A 22,589-nucleotide genomic window follows, 5' to 3' on the forward strand; every position below is an offset into this window, starting at 1 on the left:
ATTTTTTGGAAATGCGCTCTGCCCTTTGTTTTGCCGCGCAAGGCGCCGTGCCTACAGAAAGTCCCACCCTGCCCCTTGCTTTCGCCACGACGCCCTCCAACATCTGGCGATGTTCAACAGAATCCGAAACTGGCGCGCACGGCGCATCGTCGCTCGGCACCCGATCGCCGAATCGCTGTGGCAACACGCGTTGCTGCACTGTGCTCCAGCGCGTCGCCTGGGTGCTTCTGACCAGGCCGCACTGCGTGTACTGGCCACACTGTTCCTGGAGAGCAAGTCGCTGGAGCCGGTCAAGGGCTTGGAACTTAGCGACGCCGACCGAGTTCTGCTCGCAGCCCATGCTTGCGTGCCCATTCTGAAACTGGGCCTTGATTGGTACGACGGCTGGCACAGCGTCATCGTGTACCCGGACGCGTTTATTCCACGTCGCCCCAAAATCGACTCAGCGGGAGTGGTTCACCAGACCGACACCGTGATGGCCGGCGAGGCATGGGGGCGCGGGCCGGTGATCCTGTCATGGGCAGATGTGCTGAATGCCGGGAAGAAACCGGGGCACAACGTAGTCATCCACGAAATGGCCCACAAGCTCGACATGCTCAACGGCGACGCCAACGGCTTTCCGCCGCTGCACCGGCGGATGGATCGCCACGCGTGGACGCAGGTTTTCTCAGGTGCATGGGATCGCCTGCAAGATGAGCAAGCCAATGGCACTGAGCTGCCGATTGACCCGTACGCCCTTGAAAACCCGGCCGAGTTCTTTGCAGTGGCCAGCGAACAATTCTTCGAGGCGCCGGCAGCCTTGCGCCAGCATTTGCCAGACGTCTATCGGCAGCTTGAGCAGTTTTATCGGCAGCATCCGTTCTAAGCGCTCAGTGCCCAAGATCGAACCTCAGCGGGTACGACAGGCAGCGTGACACCGGGACAACCTCCGGGAAAAGTGACATTGGATATCTTGCTATTGGCAGCTCGGCAGGCAAGGCAGGCAAGGCAGGCAGGATCAGCTCTCAATCCTATCTGTTGACTTGAGTATCCAAATGGATACACTCGCTTGCGTGAATACAGTCATCCAGTCCGATGAATTCGCGGCATGGCTTAAGGGCCTGAGGGATCAGACCGCCAAGGCCAAGATCCTGGTCCGTATCAAGCGGCTGGTGGCGGGCAACATGGGTAATGCAAAACACTTTGACGGCATCACGGATGCTTCGTATTGACTACGGCCCAGGGTATCGGCTTTACATCGCGAAGGAAGGCAAGACGATTTATTTGCTATTGAATGGTGGCGACAAATCAAGCCAGAGCAAGGACATTGCGAAGGCAAAGAAGATACTGGCGCAGCGCTAAGCGCCAATGCAGGCTCCAGAAAGATATAGAGCACCATGTGAAACCCAGAAAGGAAAAGCCATGCGCACCAAGTTCTCGGCGTTCGATCCTGCCGAGTATCTCGACAGTGATGAGGCTATCGCCGCATACATCAACGAAGTGATGGCAGAAAACGACAGTGACTTGTTCCTTTCCGCACTCAACGACATTGCTCGCGCACGCGGAATGACCCAGGTTGCAGAAGCCAGCGGCCTTGGTCGCGAGAGCCTTTATAAAGCGTTGAAGCCCGGCGCCAAACCGGGCTTTACCACGGTAGACAAAGTCATGAGGGCGCTTGGCCTGCGGATGACTGCCACACCTTTACAGCAACACAAGCCAGCGAAACCGGCAAAGCCGGGCAAGGCTAGCAAGTCCATTCAATCTGCTGGACAACTGCGGCAGGCAAAGCCTGTCACACCTAAGCAGAAGCGAAGAGCACAGGTTTAACTTCACTTCGCCTTCACAACGTCCTCACCATAGACTTGACGCGCTTCACCTAACGCATAAGCCTGGTATTCGCGGGCCTACTACTAGTGGCTGAAGACTCTTCATAATCCAGCAGCCAAGGCTAAACCCCGAGGTCTAATTGCCCGGCCATAATGTCTTCGCCACTTATTCGCAGTATGGTTCGCAAGCCATGCAGCACTCAGGGGGAGGATCTATGGCAAGACGCAGGGGGAGTGGCATCGACACGGTTGCCTCGATGCCGTGGCCGGTCGGCATCATGCTCGGCTTGATTGGCTATATCGCCATCCGTTACGGCATTGGTTGGGCCCTCGGTATAAGCACTAATCCTTATCTCTCGGGCATGGGAAAAATCTACTCCACCGGAGTTCTTGCCCCGCTTGCGTGGCTCGTCCTGGTTCTTTGCTGGGCCGCAGCACTCGGCTCTTACTTGAAGAGCCGACGACGAAAAAGCCTGCTGGAAACGCAGACTGGACTAGACAGCCTTCGCGCGATGAACTGGCGCGAATTTGAGATGCTGGTGGGCGAGGCGTTTCGTCGCCGCGGCTACACCATCCATGAAACCGGGCTGGGTGGCGCCGATGGCGGCATCGACCTGATCCTGCATAAGGATGGCAAAACCACACTCGTGCAGTGCAAGCAATGGAAGACGCAACGCATTGACGTCAAGGTCGTGCGAGAGATGTTTGGTCTATTGGCACATCACGGTGCGGCTGGGGTGAAGATCGTGGCAGTGGGTAACTACACTGCGGACGCACAGCGCTTTGCACAAGGCAAGCCTATTGAGCTGATCCATGGTGAAGCGTTGCTTGCGATGGTGCGAGAGAGTCAAACGCCGCCGCCGACAAAAGCAGCAATAGCAACGACCAAACCTGTGGCTGTGGTAGCTAAGCCACCGCCCGATCCGACGCCGTCAACCCATCCAGCCTGCCCGAAATGCGGCGCCGATATGGTTCAGCGCTCAAATCGAAGTTCGAAAGATCGCTTCTGGGGTTGCGCGAAGTATCCGGCTTGTCGGGGGACGAGAGCGGCATGATCGCAATAGCCCACTACTCCCCCATGCCTCTGGAATGCTATGCGAGCTCCAAGTTTGACTGCGACTGTTTTGGCTCTTATCGCCATACAAACATTGCTTACGTACTCTCCTGGCCTAAGCGCATTTGAAGTACCTAAACTTTCCCTGGAAGAGAAGGTCGCAAAGTCCACTTTCGTCTTCATCGGGACAGTGAAAGAAGCTGACTATCAGGATCTACGCCGCACACGTAGCGAATCTGTGGCGCAGGTTCGGATTGATACCTTGCTTAAAGGTACGGCGACGGGAGATGTCGAAGTAATTTATTCGAACGGCATTGCCGAGTCCGCACCAGATTGTTGTGTTCTGGGTGGCAAGTACTTGTTCTTTGTAGCCGCGAATAGCCAGGGACTATTACAGAGTGTCAACGGCCCCTACGGCATCTATCTGATAGATCCTCCGCTTTCTCAGGCCAGCTCCCGGAATTAAGTGGCCGTCGACCCATCCTGGGAGACAGCACAAAAGGTGAGCGCGTCCGTTGCTAGCTCGCCCTGTACTACCTGATCACTCATCTGTTATCAGCTGTAGAAACGAATCTGACCCTTTAAGTTGTTAAGTTAAGTTCCATACCGCCTGAGCAGGTAACCGTGATGAGATGGCCGCCTGCCGTAGCAGTTTCACCGCCCACAAGTTGATCTGCCAGTATGCGCGAGAGGCACGCTCCATATGCTGCGCGGTGGGGGCGACTTCGGCGGATCGAGCACGATCAAGTCATAGCTTGGTGCCTTGTCACGCAGCAGGCGCAAGTATGCGAAGACAATTGCCTTCCTCTCCGTTTATGACCACTCTGCTTTTGGAAAAAGTCCCTGACACCTTTCCTGACTTGGAGAACGCAGAACGGAGCAAGCTAAGCGAACCTCATTTAACTTCCTCCGTTTCCGATCAAGGGAACCCTGAATGACAGAACCTGTCTACCGGGGCTAGCAGCAACCTGCGCTGACGGCCTGCGCAGGTTTCGTTTCAGTAGTTGGCTTGAATAAGGCAGTGTCATCGAAGATTCCGGGCAGGTGCTACATCGACAGGAAGGGGAGCGTACCCGCGGCCTGGCATTGCTCAACAGCGAAACGCGCGAGAGCTTGAGCCGCCATCGCTGGCGACAGCCACCGCTGACGCGCCCGGCGCTGGCGCTTACGTTGACTTTCGTCTTGCTACTGCACGCGCTGTTCGCACTGGTGCTGTGGCACGAGATACAGCTCAAGCCGTCGCAGCCAGAAGTGACGCATGTCAACATCGATCGGGCGCTGATCGTGCGCCTGATCGATCACCCCAGCAAGCCGCTCGCCGCACCACCGCCTGAGCCACCCGCACTGCCCACGCCGGTGCCACCGCCACAGGTGGTGCCTCCACGTGCTCGCCCCGTGACGCGCGAGAAGCCATCTCGTGAGGCGATGGTGGTGCAGGATCATCAAGCCGCACCTGCGCCGGCGCCCTCCGTGGCCACGCCGCCCGCCACCAGTTTGTTCTCGAAAAATGGCTCGGTGCGGCTACCGCCCACGACGCAGCCCGCCTGGGCAACAGCAAGCCCCAAGGCCAAGCCAGCCAAGCCCGCAGACGATCGTCAAATCATGCAGCACGACACCGACCGGATGCACACCCAGACCACCCGCTTCGACAAATATTTCCCGCCGCCGAACGAGACGGCTGGCGGTGCAGTGAGTCGCCATATAGGCGATGCGATCAAGGACATCGCTAAAAGCGTCTGCGATCCCAAGCGCCCTGGTTTCAACCCGCTATGCGGCGCGCCTCCGGTACCGCCTTCGCCAAAGAATCACGACGAGCGCCTTAACCTGCCATCGCGGCCACTGGTCGAGGATCTGCATCCGGCCACGCCGCCACCACTGTCGAGCTGCATCGCCGAGTACAGAGCAGGCCAGTCGCTGTCGGACGGCTGCCCGCTGGATACGCCTGATCTGGCCTTTAAGGCCGAGATGCGTGAATGCATCGATCTGTTCCGTGCGGGCAAGCGCCTCAAGACATGGTGCCCGCTCGATACGCCTCAACGCGCAGCGGCCGAGTCGTCGATGCCAGCGGTTTCCTCAAGCGTGGGTTTGCACTGAGATAGCAGCTGCCATCGGCAGGTGCGCGAGGTTGTTCATCAACACGACGCTTTCCGCCTGCCCTCGGCGCAAACCGTCCCAACTCGTCCTACGAACCACTTGCTGCTACTTTCCAGCCGTCTCGATCTCCGCCGCCTTCTGCGCGAGTTCCTTGATCTTGAGAACACGCAGATGCTCAGACTTTTTGAGCCCTTCGCGAGCCTCTTTGATCACCTCATGGGCCAGATTGTGGTTAGTGTGATGCCGCTTCGCGTCGATAGCGGCATCCAGCCGTTGCTGGGCCGACTGAATCGCTTTATCGACGCGGTAAAGGGGAGCATGGGGGTTCGTGGTCAGCGGCGGGTCGTAGCTTTTCATCATGGCGTTTCTTCGTGATCAGGACGGCACGATAGCCCGGTTGAGCGTGCTCCGCTCGTATATCGTCGTTACCCGCCTGGAGCAACGATCCAAAATCGGGGGGCAGAGTGGACGTTTCTACTTGCGCAGCCGACATTTGCTTTCGCCAGAATTAAATGTCACTGACCCCTATATTTGCCTATATTTGGAAGGCTGCCAGCTGAAAAGTGCACTCTGAGGAATCAAAATGGAATCAAGACGGGTTAGTAGTGAGTTGGCCCCGAGCAGCACAACAGGCAGCATGACACCGAGACGACTGACGGAAAAAGTGCAATCTGCCCCTTAGTTTTTCGCCCCTTGTTTTTCCGGTCACCAAAATAGAGTATTAATGGATATGGATTCTAAGGGGACTCCACATATGGAACTTATTCGAGGCATCGCCGCAGCATACGAGGAACGGCGAGACCTGATGGTCGTAGCCCTCACGGGAAGAACAGGCAGTGGATGCACAACAGCGGCATTGCAACTCTCCAAGCCGTTTGACGAAATATCTCTAACATATGAAGACTCACCAGAACCTGAAAAAAGGAAGCTTGCAATATCGCAAGACTTTGCCAAATCTCAGTGGGTGCCTTTCAAGTGCATCTCCGTGTCGGCAGCGATCTACTCTTTCCTACTTGAAGAGCCCTGGGAGAATATAGATAGATTAATTCGTACTCAAAAAATTAATGAACAAGCCATATCGAATTTACAGCACTTACACAAGACGATGCAAAATCACAGGGACTACGCATCATTTTACGACGCAATGAATTTCTCAGACGACGAAGATATTAAAACCAGTGCGTGGAACTTTTTTAACATCGAGATTTCTCAGCAGTTAAACGAAGTTCGAAAAGAATTTGGAAATTTCTTCCAGCCATTTTTTCAAACAATTGGAGATAACGTACGCTTAAGCGGAAAAGCCACAGACAATTCCCCAGATGCCTCAAAACTATTCGACCTAATGATCCGCCTAAGAAAGCTAGTTCATGCAGCTGAAAGCCATAACAAATCAAATAAAATAACCAGCACACGGGTAGTCATTGACGCGATTCGAAATCCTCTTGAACTAGTTTATTTACGTGATCATTTCGGATCATTTTATGCCGTTGCAATTACGACTGATGACGAAGCCAGAAGAGCACGACTAGCAGATAACGGCCTAAGTAAAGCTGACATTACCAGGCTAGACGACAAAGAATATAGCTCCACCACAAAGCACCTCGATGATTACAAGTCTTTTGTTTCACAAAATTTAATGGATTGCATCCAAAAGGCGGACATTTTTATACACAATCCAGGAAAGCCTGGAGAAATTGGCCTACTAGGCAAATATCTAAATGCTCAATTAGTCAGATACGTAGCACTTGCACTAAGACCAGGATTGGTTACACCAACGCGCGACGAGCGGTGCATGCAAATAGCTTTCGTAGCAAAGCTCAACAGCGGCTGTATTTCGCGCCAAGTCGGCGCAGCAGTAGCCGATAAGAATTATTCTATAAAATCCGTGGGCTGGAATGATGTCGCAAAAGGCCAAGTGCCGTGCTTATTAAGAAATGTCGATGATCTAATCAAAGGCGATGATTCAAATGCATTTAGCGACTATGAAAAGAAAAGCCAAGACCTAAAAAATCATTTGAGTAAAACCTTTAAACAAAGAGAGACATTAAAAACGAGTCAAGGGCTTCGATGCCCTTATTGCTTTAAAGATGCTTACAATTCTATAACCAAAAAAAGCAATCAAGTTCACACCAGATCCCTGCATGCTGAAGAAAATGCATTTTTACAATTAGCCAAGTATGGAAGTAACGGCATTGAACATGGCATCTTATATACAACGGCAAGCCCCTGCGAGTTGTGTTCAAAAAAAGCATATCAACTTGGAATTAAGGAAATCGTGTTCGTCGACCCCTACCCTGGTATATCATCAACCCATGTCTTAGCCTACGGAACAGCTGATGATCGCCCGAAACTTCGTCTTTTCAGCGGAGCAGTCGGTCACGCTTATCATCGCCTCTATGATCCATTGCTTTCTATTAAAGATGAATACACAGCCAGGTTGTCACAAGAAACACAAATACAGCTTCCATTGACATCTCCTAAGGCCTAACAAAAAAAGCCCACATTTGTGGGCTTTTTTTTGTACACATTAAAACTAAAACCCACATACTCCTTCGATACTCCCCACCCGCGTCATACAACGCATGTAAAATCTGCCCTAGCGAGTTCTACCTCACCACCTCAATCAACCGCTCAAATACATTGCTGCGATGTCGTTCGGTTTTAAGACTGTCCGAAGCCAGTGCGTTCCGCACCTCACCATAGCGCTTCACGTTGTCAATCCCCCCCTACCTCAAATGAACTCGATTACGGCAGCGATTTCGCCACTACACCCCTTAGACGGGAAGATCACGCCGCAATCCGCTCTATCCGCTCGATAGCTTTGCCGAGCGCCCGGTGGGCTTCCTCCAGATCGTAGTCCGCTTGGAGCCCCAGCCAGAAGCGTTCGCTGGTCCCCAAGGCCACGGCCAGACGCACCGCGGTATCTGCCGTGACGCCACGCTTGCCAAGCACGATCTCGTTGATACGCCGCGGCGGTACGCCGGCAGCGCGCGCCAAGGCGTTCTGGCTGATGCCCATGGGCGTCAGAAACTCCTCAAGCAGCACTTCGCCGGGATGGATATTGGGCAGGCTCTTCATGATCGACTCGTTGGTGTCAGTGGTAATCGACGATTTCCACGTCGTAGACGTCGCCATCCATCCATCGAAAACAGATACGCCATTGATCGTTGATCCGAATGCTGTACTGGCCTTTGCGATGGCCCTTGAGGGCTTCGAGCCGATTAGCTGGTGGAACCCGCAGATCGTCCAGCACGGAGGCATTGCCGAGCATACGCAGTTTGCGACGCGCCACGGACTGGATATCGGCCGGCAGACGCCGCGAAGGCGTTCCGCCGCAGATCTTTTCCGCCTCCTTGTCGGCAAAGCTTCTGATCCCCGGCGGACCATAACGCCAACCGTCATATGACGCAAGTCGTCATAGAAAAAAGGCCGCCAGATGGCGGCCCTCTCTCTCATTGATCCAATGGATCACATATTCCGCCGATACTCCCCACCCACGTCATACAACGCGTGCGAGATCTGCCCCAGCGAGTTGTACTTCACCGCCTCAATCAACTGCTCGAACACATTGCGGCGATCACGCGCGGTGTTCTGCAGCACCTTCAGGCTTTCCGGCGCCAGCGCATTACGCGCATCGCCGTAGCCTTTCACGTTGGTGATCTGCTGACCTTTCTCTTCTTCGGTCGAACGGATGAGTTCGATCTCGGTGGCGATTTCGCCGCCGTGGTCTTTGGGCAGGAAGGTGTTGACGCCGATGAGGGGTAGCGAGCCGTCGTGCTTTTTGTGCTCGTAGTACATCGACTCTTCCTGGATCTTGCCGCGCTGGTACATGGTATCCATCGCGCCGAGCACGCCGCCGCGCTCGCTGATCGCCTCGAACTCTTTGTATACCGCCTCTTCCACCAGGTCGGTGAGCGTGTCGACGACGTAGCTGCCCTGCCAGGGGTTTTCGTTGAAGTTGAGGCCTAGCTCTTTGTTGATGATCATCTGGATCGCCACGGCACGGCGCACGCTTTCTTCGGTCGGCGTGGTAATCGCTTCGTCGTAGGCGTTGGTGTGCAGGCTGTTGCAATTGTCGAACAGCGCGTACATGGCTTGCAGGGTGGTGCGGATGTCGTTGAACTGGATCTCTTGCGCGTGCAGTGAGCGGCCGGAGGTCTGGATGTGGTACTTCATCATCTGGCTGCGGGCGCTGGCGCCGTAGCGCTCACGCATGGCGCGGGCCCAGATGCGGCGGGCGACGCGGCCGATCACCGTGTATTCCGGGTCCATGCCGTTGGAGAAGAAGAAGCTGAGGTTGGGCGCGAAGTCGTCCACGCTCATGCCGCGGGCGAGGTAGTACTCGACGATGGTGAAGCCGTTGCTCAGGGTGAAGGCGAGCTGGCTGATCGGGTTTGCGCCGGCTTCGGCGATGTGATAACCGGAGATGGATACCGAATAGAAATTGCGCACTTTGTTGTCGACAAAGTATTGCTGGATGTCGCCCATCATGCGCAGGGCGAATTCGGTGCTGAAGATGCAGGTGTTCTGCGCCTGGTCTTCTTTGAAGATGTCGGCCTGCACGGTGCCGCGCACCGCCTGCAGAGTTTCCGTCTTGATGCGTGCGTAGGTTTCCGCATCGACCAGCTCGTCGCCGGAGACGCCGAGCAGACCCAGGCCGAGGCCATCGTTACCGGCGGGCAATTCACCGTGGTACTTCGGGCGTGGCACGTGCTTGTAGATCTCGGCGATTTTCTTTTCGGCAACGGCCCAGCGGGCATCGTCTTCGCGCAGGTATTTCTCGACGTTCTGGTCGATGGCGGTGTTCATGAACATCGCCAGGATCATCGGCGCCGGGCCGTTGATGGTCATCGAGACTGAAGTGCTTGGCGCGCTGAGGTCGAAGCCGGAGTACAGCTTCTTCATGTCGTCCAGGGTGGCGATATTGACGCCGGAGTTGCCGATCTTGCCGAAGATATCCGGGCGCGGTGCCGGGTCTTCGCCATACAGGGTGACTGAGTCGAACGCGGTGGACAGGCGCGTGGCGGCACCGCCCTGGCTGAGGTAATGGAAGCGGCGGTTGGTGCGCTCCGGCGTGCCTTCGCCGGCAAACATGCGGGTCGGGTCTTCACCACTGCGGCGGTACGGGTACACGCCACCGGTATACGGGTAATGACCCGGCAAGTGCTCGCGACCGAGGAAGCTGACCAGCTCGCCCCAGTCTTTCGACTTCGGCGGCGCCACTTTCGGAATCTTCTGGTGACTAAGCGAGTCGCGGTAGTTCTCGACGCGAATGACCTTGTCGCGCACTTTGTATTCGTTGACGTCGGCGGTGACCGACTTGTACAGCGCCGGCCACTCGCGCAGCTGATGGATGGCCTCGTGGCTGAGTTCTTTCAGCGCGGCGTTATAGCGCTTGCGCAGGGTGATCAGCGAGCGGTCGCCTTCGGCGTGCAGGTCGACGCTGTGATAAAGGTCGAGCGCGCGCGGCAGTTTTTCGTCGCCGAGTTCTTTCAGCGCCTCGTAGTAGTGCTGCGCCTTGCTGGCGTATTCGGCCTGGCGCTCGATGCTGCTGTTGATGGCGCGACCCTGCTCGGCAATCTCGGCGAGGTAACGCACGCGGCTGCCGGGAATCAGCACAGTGGCGCGCGGCGACTTCAAGCTGGTGTCGAGCTGGGGCGACCATTTTTCCGCGGGCAGTTGCAGCTTGTCGCGCATCAGCCGGCAAAGATTGGAGAACATCCAGGTGACGCCAGGGTCGTTGAACTGACTGGCGATGGTCGGGTACACCGGCACGTCTTCGTCTTGCAGGGTGAAGGCGGTGCGGTTGCGCTTCCACTGTTTGCGCACATCGCGCAGCGCGTCTTCGGCGCCGCGCTTGTCGAACTTGTTGAGCACAACCAGCTCGGCGAAGTCGATCATGTCGATCTTTTCCAGCTGGCTGGCGGCGCCGTATTCGCTGGTCATCACATAGACCGGGAAATCGACCAGGTCGACGATTTCCGAATCGCTTTGACCGATACCGGCGGTTTCGACAATGACTAGGTCGTAGGGCTGGCTCTTCAAGAAATCGATGCAGTCGTGCAGCACGATGCTGGTCGCGGCGTGCTGGCGACGCGTGGCCATGGAGCGCATATACACGCGGTGACTGCGCAGTGAGTTCATGCGGATGCGGTCGCCGAGCAAGGCGCCGCCAGAGCGACGGCGGGTCGGGTCGACCGCCAGCACGGCAATCCGCATCGTGGGGAAGGCATGCAGAAAGCGCAGCAGCAACTCGTCCACCACCGATGATTTACCCGCACCGCCGGTGCCGGTAAGGCCGAGTACCGGCGTCTGTTTGCCGGCGAGCTTCCATTGTTTACGCTGATGCTCTAGCTCGACGTCAGAGAGCTTGCCCTCTTCGATGGCCGACAGCATGTGGCCGATGGAGATCTCGTCGTCGATGTCGATCTTGGGCAGCGAGGCGCCCTCGTTCTGCGCACGCTGCACGGCGGCCTTGCCGGCGCGCTGCATCACGTCTTCGATCATCTCGGTCAGGCCGAGCTTCATGCCGTCGTTGGGGTGATAGATGCGCTCCACCCCATAGGCCTGCAGTTCGCGGATCTCCTCCGGGGTGATGGTGCCGCCGCCGCCGCCGAACACGCGGATATGCGCCGCGCCACGCTCTTTCAGCATGTCCACCATGTACTTGAAGTACTCGACGTGGCCGCCCTGGTAGGAGGACAGCGCGATGGCGTCGGCATCTTCTTGCAGTGCAGCACGAACCACATCCTCGACCGAGCGATTATGGCCCAGGTGAATGACTTCAGCCCCTTGCGATTGAATGATGCGGCGCATGATATTGATCGCCGCATCGTGGCCGTCGAACAGGCTGGCGGCGGTGACGAAACGCAGCGGGCTGCTTTCTGACTGGGCCGCGCTGGCGGGAACGTGCTTGGCGATCGAACTCATGACGACTCCGGAACTTCACAGGGAGGGAACTGGCGAATTGTAGCGCGTGCGCCCGCCGCTCCCATGCCCTGCCCCGGGCCGCCCGCCGTGCCTCGATCCAAAGGCCACGGCGGGACGCATGCCACCCAACGCTGGGCCTATGGCCTTCGCCTGCATGGCCTGTCGCCAGACTTACATCGCCTGATACGCCGCCGCCAGCTCGGGCGCGAAATCTTCGAATCGGGTGGGTGTGGTATTGCCTGGATGGCGCCCTTCCAGCGATTTGATCCGCCCTTGATTGATCGCCTGCGCCAGCTCGACATACAACCCCGCCAGGTTGGGCGAGAAACCCGCGCCGAGCAAAGCGCCGGTCATATCTTCCGCAGTGAGCTGTACATAGTTGAGATCGGGCTGGCCGATACGCTCGCCCAGCAAACGCGTAGCCTCGGCATAGGAAAGGTCGCACGGGCCGAGCAGCTCGCGCACCACGACGCCATGCCAGTCGCGCGCGATCAGCGCCTTGGCCGCGACGTCGGCGAGGTCGCGGGTGGCAATCATCGGTATCGGCAGATCGGGCGCCACCGCGTCACCGTTAAGGCCAGCCTGCTTGATCACGCCCAGCGCACCATAGAAGTTCTCGAACAGGGCACCGGTACGCAGCATCAGCACGTTGCAGCCGTTCAAGCCGCGCAGGCGCGTCTCCTGCTCATGCATGCTGGCAATCGGCCCGGTGCCCGCGGGCAGCTCGGCGCCAAGGCTGCTATGGAACACCACATGACCGGTGCCGTTTTCGCGCAAGGCGTGCACGATGGCCTCGCCCTGCGCGCGTTGCATGGCGTAGTAATCGGGCACCTGCATGTCGTAAGGCAGCAAGGTGTATACCGCCGCCGCATCGCGGAAGGCACGGGTAAGAAAAGCAGCGTTGTCCGGCTCGCCCACCAGCACACTGGCGCCGAGCCGGGCCAGCGGCTGCAGCCGGCTGGCCGAGCGGCCCAGCGCACGCACTTGCTGGCCCGCTTGCAGCAATTGTTCGACCAGATATTGACCGGTATGCCCGGTGGCTCCCATCACGGTAATCATGTTTGTCTCCTGCCGCTGCCGGCGCTGTGGTTGGCTCGTGGGCAGTATCGATTTGCATGGCGGCGGCACTCCATGCTGGCGCGTCGCTGCTTGATGCTCGATCGTCCACGAGCTTTCTTTGCGGCGGTGGACGACGCGATAAGCGCCAGCGCACACTCGCGCCATGAACGATCAAGCCGTCTGGGCGCCGGTCGACCCGCTGGGCGAGGCGCTGCACTTTTTACGCATGAGCGGCACGTTTTATTGCCGCTCGGAGTTCACCGCGCCCTGGGGGCTGGCGCTGCCGCCGATGCAGCATTGCCTGATGTTTCATGTGGTGACCCAGGGGCGTTGCTGGCTGGACATGGGCGACGGCACACCTCTGTTGCTGCAACAGGGCGACCTTGCACTGGTACCGCACGGCGAGGGCCACGATCTGCTCAGCGAGGCCGGTGCGACGGCGGCGCCGCTGTTCGAGCTGCCGCGCGAATGCGCCAGCGAACGCTATGAGGTGATCCGCCACGGTGGTGGCGGCCATGCCACACAACTGGTTTGCGGCGCGGTGCGCTTTGACCACCCGGCCGCGCACCGCTTGATGGAGTTGCTGCCCAATGTGATTCGCATCGAGGCCTCGCAACTGCCACACGCCGAGTGGATTCAAAGCACCCTGCGCTTTATGGCGGCCGAGGCCCAAACACTGCGACCGGGCGGCGAAACGGTGATTACCCGGCTTGCCGATATCCTGGTGATCCAGGCGATCCGCGTATGGATCGAACGCGACCCCAGGGCGCAGACCGGCTGGTTGGGGGCTCTGCAAGACAAGCAGATCGGCCGCGCCATCAGCTTGATTCACCGCGAACCCGCCCGCGCCTGGACGCTGGCCTCGCTGGCGCGCGAAGTGGCGATGTCGCGCTCGGCGTTTGCCGCGCGCTTCAGCGAGCTGGTCGGCCTGCCCGCGATGCAGTATCTGGCGCGCTGGCGCATGCATCTGGCGCTGACCCAGCTGAAAGAGCACGACGCTGCCATCGGCGACCTGGCCAGCGACCTGGGCTACCAGTCCGAAGCGGCATTTAGTCGCGCCTTCAAGCGCTTTATCGGGGTCTCGCCGGGGGCCGCGCGGCGCCAGGTCCATAGCGCCTGAAAGCCTTGCCGGACAAGGCCTGCGCCGCTTACTTGCCCGCGCCGACGCCCCATCACGACAAAACCACGCCGGTAGCAGCTAGCATCGCTGGCTCGGCTTAGGTAAGTTGCTCTTTTTAACGGCTCACACAGGGGCGGCAGACGCAGCCAGTGACGGTATACCGCCACTGGCCCATGGCGTCTGCCTTGCCTTATGACGAGCGATATGAGGATTACAGTGCGATCACTTTTTGCAGGCGCCACGCGTCTGATCATCCGTTGTCACCCACAGGCCCAGCTCGCCGGGTATGCATCGTGCTGAGCGGCCATCAAGTTTTAGTCACCGTAGGCACGCCGTGCACGATGTCCGCCGTGGGCAGCACGGAGACCTATCAGGCACTGGTTCGCGGCAGCGCTGACTTCATCGCCATGGCGGCGTTCGACGCCGGGCTGATTGAATTCGACGACCCGGGCGCCGAGGCCTCCGCCATGCGCTGGGTGGGCGGCGAGCACGCCGGCCAGCCGGCCAGCCTGGCCGATATCGAAGCCCGTCACGGCGCCCAGTTGCGCGCCAACCTGGGCATTCGGCGGATCGATCCGAGCCGGCTGGCGCCGCAGCAAACGGTAACCGACATTGCCGCCAGCCTGCCGCACGACCTGGAAGAAGGCGGCCTGCGCCGCCTGGCCGGTATCCGTTACGACGATGTGCGCGGCTCGGCACTGAAAGACATGTACGGCTTGTTCCAGGACGAACCGTTGCTGTCGCCATCGCTGCAATCGCAATTGTTCGCCTACGGCGCGCTCGGCGCCCTGGCCGGGCTGCCGCTGCCGCTGGCCGAGCTGGTCAGCAACCCCTACGGTTTTCGGGTCAGCGCCGCCACCGCGTTTGGTGGCATGGATTCGCTGGCGCAGTGGATTCGTCCAGATGCACCGCCGCCGCCCGAGGGCATTCCGCGCGACCGTTTCGCGGTACGTCTGGCCAGCTCGCTGGGTTCGCATGGCCCGGCCCTGGTATCGACCATGCTGGCACCGGCGTACAGCCTCAGCCGGACCCTGAAAAACCCCGCCCTGCGCGATTCGCTGCGCTCCGACGATCCGGGCTATATGCGCGTGCCGCAAACCCCGCTGACCGCGGTGGGCGCCTGCGCCTCCAGCCTGATTGCGCTGTGTGATATCGCCCCGCAGCTGCTGTTCGACTACCCCGGTTTCCAGCGGCCGAAAATGGCCTTGCTGACCGCCGCCGATGCCGGCCTGCAGCCGCGTTTCGGTATTTTCGACGGCTTTGGCACCGGCGCCTTGATGACCAGCGAAAAGCTGGCCGAGGTAAATGCTGGCCATGGCCCCGACGCGCAGCGCACGGTGGGCGAAAGCCTGGCGCCGTTCGACGTCGACGCCAACGGCACCGTGGTCGGCAATGCCGGCTCGGGCCTGCTGATCACCACGCTGGATTTTGCCTTGCGCAACTTCCTCGACATCAGCTCGATCATTGTCGGCTGGGGACAAAGTGGCGAGGCAGGTGGCAAGGCGCATTTTGCCGGCGTCGGCTTTGGTGGCGAGAACGCGATGATCCATGCACTGGACATGGCCCACCAAGCCCATGGCTACGGCGTTGCCGATTTTGAATATCTGGTGGCCCACGCCACCGGCACGCGCACCAATTCAAAAAGCGACTTGAACACCGCCGCCGCCGCGCGGGCCGGGGCCGCGTTGCGCCAGGGCTTCAAGGGCCCGCTGCCGCCGATGTTCGTCGGCACGCCCAAGGCGCTGGGCGACGGCCATACCATGGGCGAGACCGGCCTCAAGGCGATCTCGCAGGCCTTGCAGTACGTCCTGGGCAAACCCGCGCCGGGCGTACCGACCCTGCGCCAGGTCGACCCGGAGCTGGAGTCCTCGCTGGTCGCATTCAAGCTACAAAAAGCACCGCTGCAAGGCCACACGGACAGCGGCGCGGTCTGCGCCACGCAGGGTTTCGGCGGATACAACGGCGCGGTCGCCTTGCGTTCGGCCAACCCTGCCGCACTGGCTCGCTATCAACTCGACGCAGATGTTTTAGCCGCCTATCTGGAGCGCTGGCCGCAACTGCGCAAGGAGCGCGAACAGCGCGAACGCGCATTCCGTCGCGGCCCGAAGCTGGCCTTGGCGATGGCCGAACGGCATCGCTGGCACGGCGAAGAATAAAACCCGCAAGGGTAATCACCGCAACAAAGACCGCAACCGTTATCCCGGCAAAAGCCGGGATAACGGGGGAATCACGCGTTACCGCGATCAACCTGGCAAGGCGGCTCTTTTGCGGCGCGTGCGTGTCCACCAGAACAGAAAGCCGGTGGTGACGAAAAACGCGGGCAGCAAGCCGATCAAGGCAATCACCAATCGCCAGGCGCTACCGCCGACCGCACCGGCATGCAACGGATAAATCCCATCGCTGACATGCGCGCCGGTGCCTTGCTGGTCGGCATCGTAGGCCGCGATGACCTTGCCGGCGTAAGGGTCGACCACTACCGTGCTGCGACCCACGGCATTCCATTCGTTGGGACCGCGCGCACGTATCAGCAACGCCGCATTCTTGGCGTCTGGTAACGAGATGCGACGCAACTCCGATTGCGGCAACGCGGCTTGCGCGGCAGTCAATGCATCAAGCCAGCGTATCGGTGCATCTTGCTTGGCCAGCGGTGACGGTGGCTTGAAATCCGCTTGATGATCGGCGAACACCGTGCGCAACACACTGCGCGCCGAATCCTTGTAGATCAATAACACCCCGGTCACGGTGCTCAGCAGCAACAACGGCAACAGCACCGCGCCAAAACTTTGATGCCAGCTGCGCCAGCGCCGCGTTGGCGGCTGCGCATACATGCGCACCGAGTTACGCCAATGACCGCGCCGCGGCCACCACAACACAGCCCCGGAAATCAGCAGGCATAGTTCGATCACCCCTACCACGCCAAGTACCTGCTCGCCCGTTTTGCCGCCGAGCAAATGCGTATGCAGTAGACGCAACCAAAGCAGCCAGTCGTTCTGCGGCGAACGCGTCAGCAGCGGGTGGCCGTCGAGCGGGTCCAGATAAACACGCACATCGCCGCCCAGATACAACTGCCACACCGGTAACTCGGCGCTGGGCATATCGGCATTACGCGCCGGCGTTGGCCACGGGGTTTGATAAATGCGCTCAAGCACCACCGCGTTCTGCGCCATGGTCGGCAAGGCATACCGCGTCAATTCGGGGTGTTGCCATCTCAGCAGCGGCATTTGAAACGCCAGCAAGCTGCCCGACAGTGCAAGCACGGCGAACAACACGCCAATGCTCAAGCCTGTCCATAGATGGAAGGTGCGCAAGACATCGCGCCAGCGAAAACGCCGGCGAACCACGGTGAGCGACGGGGCAGCCGGGCGCGACGTCATCGGACAGTCGCCGTGTTGAGTACGAACAGAATCATGCGGGAACAGGCTGGCGCAGGTGGTGGGCGAGCCTAACATGGCGCCCGCTACGACGAACTACGGCATCAAACGCCGTTAGCGCGAGCGGCTTCTTTCAAAGGCAGCCCGCCTCTCGGTGGCAGAGGCGGGATCGAGCGGCGGACGGCTAGTCCATACCAAACGGCAAGTTCGGCGAGGCGATCACCCGCTCGCCCACCGCATCGCCACGCAGGAACGCAAATGCCGCGTTGACCACTTCCGGTGCGTCCAGCACCCGGTGATGCCCCAGCCCTTGCGTGGTCAGCAGACGCGCGCCGTTCCAGTGCCGCGCGTAGCGCTCGCCCTCTTCCCACGGCACATCGTGATCGTCCAGGTCGTGCACGATCAACGCCGGCTGGCCCATCCGCGGCAGATGGCGATGCACTTGCAGGTCATGGATATTGACGCCGGAAAGCGCCTCGAAGCGGTCATGCAGGCGCTGGCTGAGATGCGCGCCCAGGCGCACAAAGCGGCTGAAACGACTGGTCGCCGCCACCGGATCGGCCGCCGGGGCGATCAGGATCAAGCGCTGCGCCTGCCAGTGCTCGTCTTGCGCCAAGGTCACCGCCGTACCGCCCAGCGAGTGGCCGACCGCCAGCGCCGCGTTGCCGTAGTGACGGCCAATCTCGCGCACGGTGCTGACAAAATCGGGCAGCGTGCAATAGCGGCCACCGCTATCGCCATGGCCCGGCTGGTCAAAGCTGACCACCGCCAAACCCAGCGCGCGCAATTGTTTTACCCAAGGCTGAAAACGCAGGCCGAAACTGGACCAGCCATGCACCAGCAGCGCATACGGCTGCTTGCCGGGATCGCCCCAGGTATAGGTCGCGATGCGCGTACCGTTGATGGTCAATTCGCCACGCTGCGCATCGGTTTGCGACAACACCGCGGCGGCGCGCTTGCGGCTGCTGGCGAACGGCGTGCTGAACAAGCGGGCTGCGCGATTGACGGTGCGCTTCGGTGCGATCCGGCTGCCGACCGCAAAACCGGCGCGCACTGCGCTCAGCTTGAGCAGGGCGGCGGTGCCGTGATGCTTCGAATGGGCCTGACGATGAGTGCGGTTCATGAGCGTGCTTCCTCAATGAAATCAACTTTGATGAGGTCGGTCTTGATGACATCGGCTTGGATGCGGCCAGCCATCAAATGATTGATGGAATGATTCATGCTGCTGGGCCAAGCAATCGCTCAATGCCCCGGCGCGCCCGGCGAATCGCGCCTTCATAACCAAACAGGCCAGCGTCCTGATGAAGCGCCAATGCCAGCGCATGGATTTCAAAAGCCACCTGCTCCGCATCGGTGGAAGCGGGCAATTCGCCGCTGGCGATGGCGTAGCCAATGGCCCGGATCATCGACTCCCGCCACCCTGCCTGTTGATATACCACAGCATCGTGCAGCGCACCATTTTTGCCATCGTACTCACTGGCTGCCGCCAGTAGCACGCAGCCGGACTCGTAGCGATGTACCCATTCAAACCAGTTGTGCACGATGGCGCGCAGCCGCGCCAAACCACGCGGAAGCTGTACCGCCGGCAGTAGCACCTGATCCAGAAAGCGCCGCCTGCCCGCCTCCAGCACGGCCAGTTGCAGATCTTCGCGCGAGCCAAAGTGGGCAAACACGCCACTTTTTGACATGCCGACCTGTTTGGCGAGCAGACCAATCGAAAGCCCCTCCAAGCCATCGCCACGGGCTAGCTCGTAGGCGCTGTCGAGAATCAGTTCGCGGGTGGATTCACCCTTGCTGGCGGCTTGCTGTGCGTTCATGGGGCGAATAAATAGCACGACCGTTCGTTCTTTTCAACATTGCTGCCACGCAGCATTAAATCTGCCGCCTAACCCAGGCGCCGCAGCGATTTGCCCGGGCACGGACGCACGCAGCACTGCCCGCCCCTGATCACGCTCGAAGCTGAACGAGCCGAACGATGGCGGTCAACACACACTCTTGACCAACGTTTTTTGGCCTACGCCGCTTATCTCGCGGCGAGGAGGGAGAACCTTATGAACCGACTCAACGCACGATCATGGTCATGGCTTGCCGGGTTGGGCGTGGCGCTTGCCGCAGGCGTTTACGCGCCACCATCGAGCGCCGGCAGTTATGTCGCCATCAATATCGGGGTAGCGCCGCCACCGCCTATTTATGAAGTCGTGCCACCGCCGCGCGTGGGTTATGTCTGGGGCCCGGGCTATTGGATCTGGAGCGGGCCGGCCCATCGCCATGTATGGGTTCGCGGTAACTGGATTCGTGTGCGCCCAGGCTATATTTATCGCCCGCCGCAATGGAACCGCTACGGCAATGGCTGGCGCTTCCGCGATGGCTATTGGGGGCGCTGAACGCGCAACAACCTGCGCTTGAAATCAGCTTGCCGCAAAACGCTGCAAAGGTAACGCTGCGCACCCGCGCGCTAGCGCGGTTTACTTCACTTCTTTCACCAAGGCACTTTCTATGTCTATTCGCTTTGTCGCTCTTACCGGTCTGATGCTGCTTGCCAGCGGCTGTGTTGAAGAGCGCGTCGTGCACGACCGTCCGCGTCCACGTGAAGTCATCATCGAGCAGCAACCGGTACAACGCGAATACGTCGAAGTGGTCGCGCCGCAACCGCCGCCCGTGGAGGTGATCGAAGTCGATCCGGCTCCGCGCCAGGGCTATATCTGGTCGCGCGGTCACTGGTACTGGAACGGCCATGCCTACGTCGCCGTGCGCGGTCACTGGGAAGTCATCCGTCCGGGTTATCGCTATGTGCATCCGCACTGGGAGCGCGCCAATGATGGCTGGCACTTCCGCGTCGGCGCCTGGATCACTGGCTGATCGCACCGCGTTAACGTCATGAAGTGTCGAACGAATCTGCCGCGATATTCGCGGCAGATTTTTTTCGCCTGGAGAATGGCGATTCCGCTGCGGCGAGAAGTTATTGGCTCGGCCGCTCAGTCGGTGTCAAGCAATAAGTTCATAGGCAGATCCAGGTTGTGCTGCCAGGTCTATCGACCTCAGGGTCTTGTTGCTGCATATTTTCAGCCATCCATTCCGATGATCCGATGCCATACCGATCCTCCGCCAAAAAAACCATGAAACTATCTCCGCTATTTTTGCTGGCCATATGCATCGGTGTCCCATCGCCGGCTCCCGCCGTGGCGGCGGATGAGGTAGCCATTGCCTCCAAGGCGCAACTGGCGCTTTACCTGCAGAGCGTGAAGCCCGGCACATCCCCACTCGATCGACTCTCTACCGGTGGTCGCAAACGCTTTCTGGCGCAACTGGATTTCGGGCCGCGCGGGCTTCGAAGCGTGCCGCTGGGCGACGCCATGAATGATTTGACCCATGAGCAAGCGGTCGCGTTGTTTAGCTTGTTTGGGGTGAAAGCCTACGCGGATGGCGTAGGTCTTTCGCCTGCCCAACGTGAGCGCATCGAGAACGAACGACGCTTGGACGCCAAGGCTCGCAACTGTTCGCTCGATACCTGCCCAGAGAGCGCTATCGAGCGTCACTATGACGACTTGGTTCTAGCCAAGTCGGATTTTTCGATGCCCGACGTCAAGCGCTTCACGCTGGATCGTCAACGTTATGATCGGCTCTTTGATGATTATCAAACGCCTGATGCGATAGGAGTAGCCAGCAGCCCGGACCTGCGGTTGCTGAAACGTGCAGCGGAACAGGCCGTATTTTTCATTCCGGATGCAAAACATATCGATCAATTGCGTCTGGATCTTGCGCAGATGCAACAGCGCGGCATGGCGATGGACAGCGACTATGGCAGTCTCTATCAGGTATTCATTGCCAGCCGTCGATTCGATGAGGCGGCGAAGCTTGTAGCCGATCATCCGTCGATGGACGTCGAGATCGTTCCAACCCTGAAAGAGGGCGAATCACTGCCCCATGGATGGCCTACCGCCCTGACCCTCGACGATCCGCAGGGCGTCATGGTTCGTCAGGCTTTCGACTTATCTGCACCACTACGCATAGTCGTCGTCGCATCCTGTCATTTCTCGCAGGATGCGGCACGAGCCATCGATGGCGATCCGCAACTGCGAAGCCTGTTCGCAGACAACGCCATATGGCTGGCGAGTCAGGACGAAAGTTTCAGTTCGGTCAGAAAGTGGAACCAGAGCCTGCCTGACCAGATCATCCATATCGCGTGGCAGAACGATGAATGGTCCATGTTGGATAGCTGGGCCATGCCGACGTTTTACGTATTCCGCCATGGACGGCTCGTGAAAAAATTCTCCGGATGGAAGGATCTGAAAACCCTGAAGGAATCACTGAAACAGGCCCAGGCGATGTCTTGATCATCGCGATCATTGGCATCGGATTGCTTCAGAACTTGATCGCATGACGTGGAAACGGCTTACAGCTGGGCGCGGCAGTTTTCTTGAGTTGATGTTTCAAGCCATATCTAGCGTGCCACGACCGTCACCATGGCGCGGTAATCGCGCGGCGTCATGCCCACCGTCGCCTTGAACTGCCGCGCAAATGCACTCTGATCGGCAAAGCCGCAAGCGAGGCCGATCGCCGCCACGCTGTCGGCGCTGTGCAACAAGCGCATGGCTGACTCGATGCGCAGCTTGGTTTGCACCTGCTGCGGGGTGAGCTGAAACACCCGGCGAAAATGGCGCTCCAGTTGCGCCACCGAAACATCGGCCAATTCGGCCAGCGTGTGGACGCGCACACTTTGTGCGTAATTCTCCTGCAGGTAGGCCAGCACGCGGCGCAGGCGGACATAGGTCGGATGACGCCCGTCAGGCTTGCCGAGATCGCGCGAAATACCGACCACGCCACGAATCTCGCCGCCCTCGCGCAACGGCCGTTTACAGGTAAGACACCAGCCGGGGGAACGATTGGCGAATATGTGCACTTCAAGCTGGTTTTCGATCACCTCGCCATCGAGCACTCGGCGATCTTGTGATGCGTAGGAACCGCCCATGGTGGCCGGGAACAATTCGGTGACGTTGCGACCGATCACCTGACTGCGCTGCTTCAGGCCGAGGCGCCGCACCAGGGTGAGGTTGGCGTGGGTATAGCGGCCATCGCTGTCTTTGACGAAAAACACTACATCCGGCAGCGCGTCGAACAAGGCCTCCAGTTCATCGGCTGAAATCTGCATGGTCATC

At 59.3% G+C, this 22,589-nt stretch carries 22 protein-coding genes; 13 read left to right on the forward strand and 9 right to left on the reverse strand.

What is annotated here, in order from left to right:
* The 7 genes from OUZ52_RS07220 to OUZ52_RS07250 form a co-directional block, all read left to right on the forward strand.
* A partial coding sequence (locus OUZ52_RS07220; protein WP_266157709.1) for a M90 family metallopeptidase occupies positions 1–865 on the forward strand: 865 nt, incomplete at its 5' end.
* A 187-nt stretch (positions 866–1,052) separates the two neighbouring features.
* Positions 1,053–1,211 (forward strand): type II toxin-antitoxin system RelE/ParE family toxin, encoded by a 159-nt coding sequence (locus tag OUZ52_RS07225; RefSeq protein ID WP_266157710.1) that lies wholly within the window; start codon positions 1,053–1,055, stop codon positions 1,209–1,211.
* Positions 1,198–1,341 (forward strand): type II toxin-antitoxin system RelE/ParE family toxin, encoded by a 144-nt coding sequence (locus tag OUZ52_RS07230; RefSeq protein ID WP_266157711.1) that lies wholly within the window; start codon positions 1,198–1,200, stop codon positions 1,339–1,341. The genes OUZ52_RS07225 and OUZ52_RS07230 overlap by 14 nt, the downstream gene beginning before the upstream one ends.
* A gap of 60 nt (positions 1,342–1,401) precedes the next feature.
* The gene (locus OUZ52_RS07235) at positions 1,402–1,806 is read left to right on the forward strand and encodes an addiction module antidote protein (RefSeq protein ID WP_425493812.1); all 405 of its coding nucleotides are present in this window, start codon (positions 1,402–1,404) and stop codon (positions 1,804–1,806) included.
* Positions 1,807–2,020: 214 nt separating this feature from the next.
* Positions 2,021–2,860: a restriction endonuclease gene (locus OUZ52_RS07240; RefSeq protein WP_266157712.1), complete on the forward strand. Its 840-nt coding sequence runs from the start codon at positions 2,021–2,023 to the stop codon at positions 2,858–2,860.
* A 54-nt stretch (positions 2,861–2,914) separates the two neighbouring features.
* Entirely contained in the window at positions 2,915–3,325 is a 411-nt protein-coding gene (locus OUZ52_RS07245; protein WP_266157713.1) for a hypothetical protein, read from the forward strand.
* Positions 3,326–3,903: 578 nt separating this feature from the next.
* A complete protein-coding gene (locus tag OUZ52_RS07250) occupies positions 3,904–4,953 on the forward strand; it encodes a hypothetical protein (protein WP_266157714.1) in 1,050 nt (349 codons plus the stop codon).
* 105 nt (positions 4,954–5,058) lie between these two features.
* On the opposite strand, the gene OUZ52_RS07255 is transcribed toward OUZ52_RS07250, so the two are convergent.
* Positions 5,059–5,313, reverse strand: coding sequence for a hypothetical protein (locus OUZ52_RS07255; protein WP_266157715.1), 255 nt, complete (start codon positions 5,311–5,313; stop codon positions 5,059–5,061).
* Between the two features lie 364 nt (positions 5,314–5,677).
* On the opposite strand from OUZ52_RS07255, the gene OUZ52_RS07260 reads away from it, so the two are divergent.
* The gene (locus OUZ52_RS07260; protein WP_266157716.1) at positions 5,678–7,441 is read left to right on the forward strand and encodes a hypothetical protein; all 1,764 of its coding nucleotides are present in this window, start codon (positions 5,678–5,680) and stop codon (positions 7,439–7,441) included.
* A 299-nt stretch (positions 7,442–7,740) separates the two neighbouring features.
* Here OUZ52_RS07260 and OUZ52_RS07265 read toward each other — a convergent pair whose 3' ends face one another.
* The 4 genes from OUZ52_RS07265 to OUZ52_RS07280 all read right to left on the reverse strand — a co-directional run bounded on the left by OUZ52_RS07265 (position 7,741) and on the right by OUZ52_RS07280 (position 12,942).
* Positions 7,741–8,031, reverse strand: a complete 291-nt coding sequence (locus OUZ52_RS07265) for a HigA family addiction module antitoxin (protein WP_266157717.1) — start codon at positions 8,029–8,031, stop codon at positions 7,741–7,743.
* 16 nt (positions 8,032–8,047) lie between these two features.
* The gene (locus OUZ52_RS07270; RefSeq protein WP_323135324.1) at positions 8,048–8,326 is read right to left on the reverse strand and encodes a type II toxin-antitoxin system RelE/ParE family toxin; all 279 of its coding nucleotides are present in this window, start codon (positions 8,324–8,326) and stop codon (positions 8,048–8,050) included.
* Positions 8,327–8,421: 95 nt separating this feature from the next.
* On the reverse strand, positions 8,422–11,883 hold the full coding sequence (locus OUZ52_RS07275) for a methylmalonyl-CoA mutase family protein (RefSeq protein ID WP_266157718.1): 3,462 nt from the start codon (positions 11,881–11,883) through the stop codon (positions 8,422–8,424).
* A 171-nt stretch (positions 11,884–12,054) separates the two neighbouring features.
* Positions 12,055–12,942: an NmrA family NAD(P)-binding protein gene (locus OUZ52_RS07280; protein WP_266157719.1), complete on the reverse strand. Its 888-nt coding sequence runs from the start codon at positions 12,940–12,942 to the stop codon at positions 12,055–12,057.
* Between the two features lie 163 nt (positions 12,943–13,105).
* Between OUZ52_RS07280 and OUZ52_RS07285 the strand changes: the two genes are divergently transcribed.
* Both OUZ52_RS07285 and OUZ52_RS07290 read left to right on the forward strand, forming a co-directional pair.
* Positions 13,106–14,062 carry an AraC family transcriptional regulator gene (locus OUZ52_RS07285; RefSeq protein WP_266157720.1) on the forward strand — a complete coding sequence of 319 codons (957 nt, stop codon included), beginning with the start codon at positions 13,106–13,108 and terminating at the stop codon, positions 14,060–14,062.
* Positions 14,063–14,403: 341 nt separating this feature from the next.
* The gene (locus OUZ52_RS07290) at positions 14,404–16,218 is read left to right on the forward strand and encodes a beta-ketoacyl-[acyl-carrier-protein] synthase family protein (protein WP_266157721.1); all 1,815 of its coding nucleotides are present in this window, start codon (positions 14,404–14,406) and stop codon (positions 16,216–16,218) included.
* 87 nt (positions 16,219–16,305) lie between these two features.
* Here the strand turns inward: OUZ52_RS07290 and OUZ52_RS07295 are convergent, their stop codons facing one another.
* From OUZ52_RS07295 to OUZ52_RS07305, 3 genes are all read right to left on the reverse strand, one after another.
* A complete protein-coding gene (locus tag OUZ52_RS07295) occupies positions 16,306–17,436 on the reverse strand; it encodes a PepSY-associated TM helix domain-containing protein (RefSeq protein WP_266157722.1) in 1,131 nt (376 codons plus the stop codon).
* Between the two features lie 181 nt (positions 17,437–17,617).
* Positions 17,618–18,556, reverse strand: coding sequence for an alpha/beta fold hydrolase (locus OUZ52_RS07300; RefSeq protein WP_266157723.1), 939 nt, complete (start codon positions 18,554–18,556; stop codon positions 17,618–17,620).
* A gap of 94 nt (positions 18,557–18,650) precedes the next feature.
* A complete protein-coding gene (locus OUZ52_RS07305; RefSeq protein ID WP_266157724.1) occupies positions 18,651–19,250 on the reverse strand; it encodes a TetR/AcrR family transcriptional regulator in 600 nt (199 codons plus the stop codon).
* Positions 19,251–19,484: 234 nt separating this feature from the next.
* On the opposite strand from OUZ52_RS07305, the gene OUZ52_RS07310 reads away from it, so the two are divergent.
* The 3 genes from OUZ52_RS07310 (at position 19,485) to OUZ52_RS07320 (ending at position 21,767) form a co-directional block, all read left to right on the forward strand.
* Positions 19,485–19,817 carry a hypothetical protein gene (locus OUZ52_RS07310; RefSeq protein WP_266157725.1) on the forward strand — a complete coding sequence of 111 codons (333 nt, stop codon included), beginning with the start codon at positions 19,485–19,487 and terminating at the stop codon, positions 19,815–19,817.
* A 112-nt stretch (positions 19,818–19,929) separates the two neighbouring features.
* Positions 19,930–20,292, forward strand: coding sequence for a YXWGXW repeat-containing protein (locus OUZ52_RS07315; protein WP_266157726.1), 363 nt, complete (start codon positions 19,930–19,932; stop codon positions 20,290–20,292).
* Positions 20,293–20,450: 158 nt separating this feature from the next.
* Positions 20,451–21,767, forward strand: a complete 1,317-nt coding sequence (locus OUZ52_RS07320) for a hypothetical protein (RefSeq protein ID WP_266157727.1) — start codon at positions 20,451–20,453, stop codon at positions 21,765–21,767.
* A gap of 107 nt (positions 21,768–21,874) precedes the next feature.
* On the opposite strand, the gene OUZ52_RS07325 is transcribed toward OUZ52_RS07320, so the two are convergent.
* The gene (locus OUZ52_RS07325; protein WP_266157728.1) at positions 21,875–22,588 is read right to left on the reverse strand and encodes an AraC family transcriptional regulator; all 714 of its coding nucleotides are present in this window, start codon (positions 22,586–22,588) and stop codon (positions 21,875–21,877) included.
* Between the last annotated feature and the right edge of the window lies 1 nt (position 22,589).

It is taken from the genome of Dyella silvatica (genome assembly GCF_026283955.1).
GTDB classification, from domain to species: Bacteria; Pseudomonadota; Gammaproteobacteria; order Xanthomonadales; family Rhodanobacteraceae; genus Dyella_C; species Dyella_C silvatica.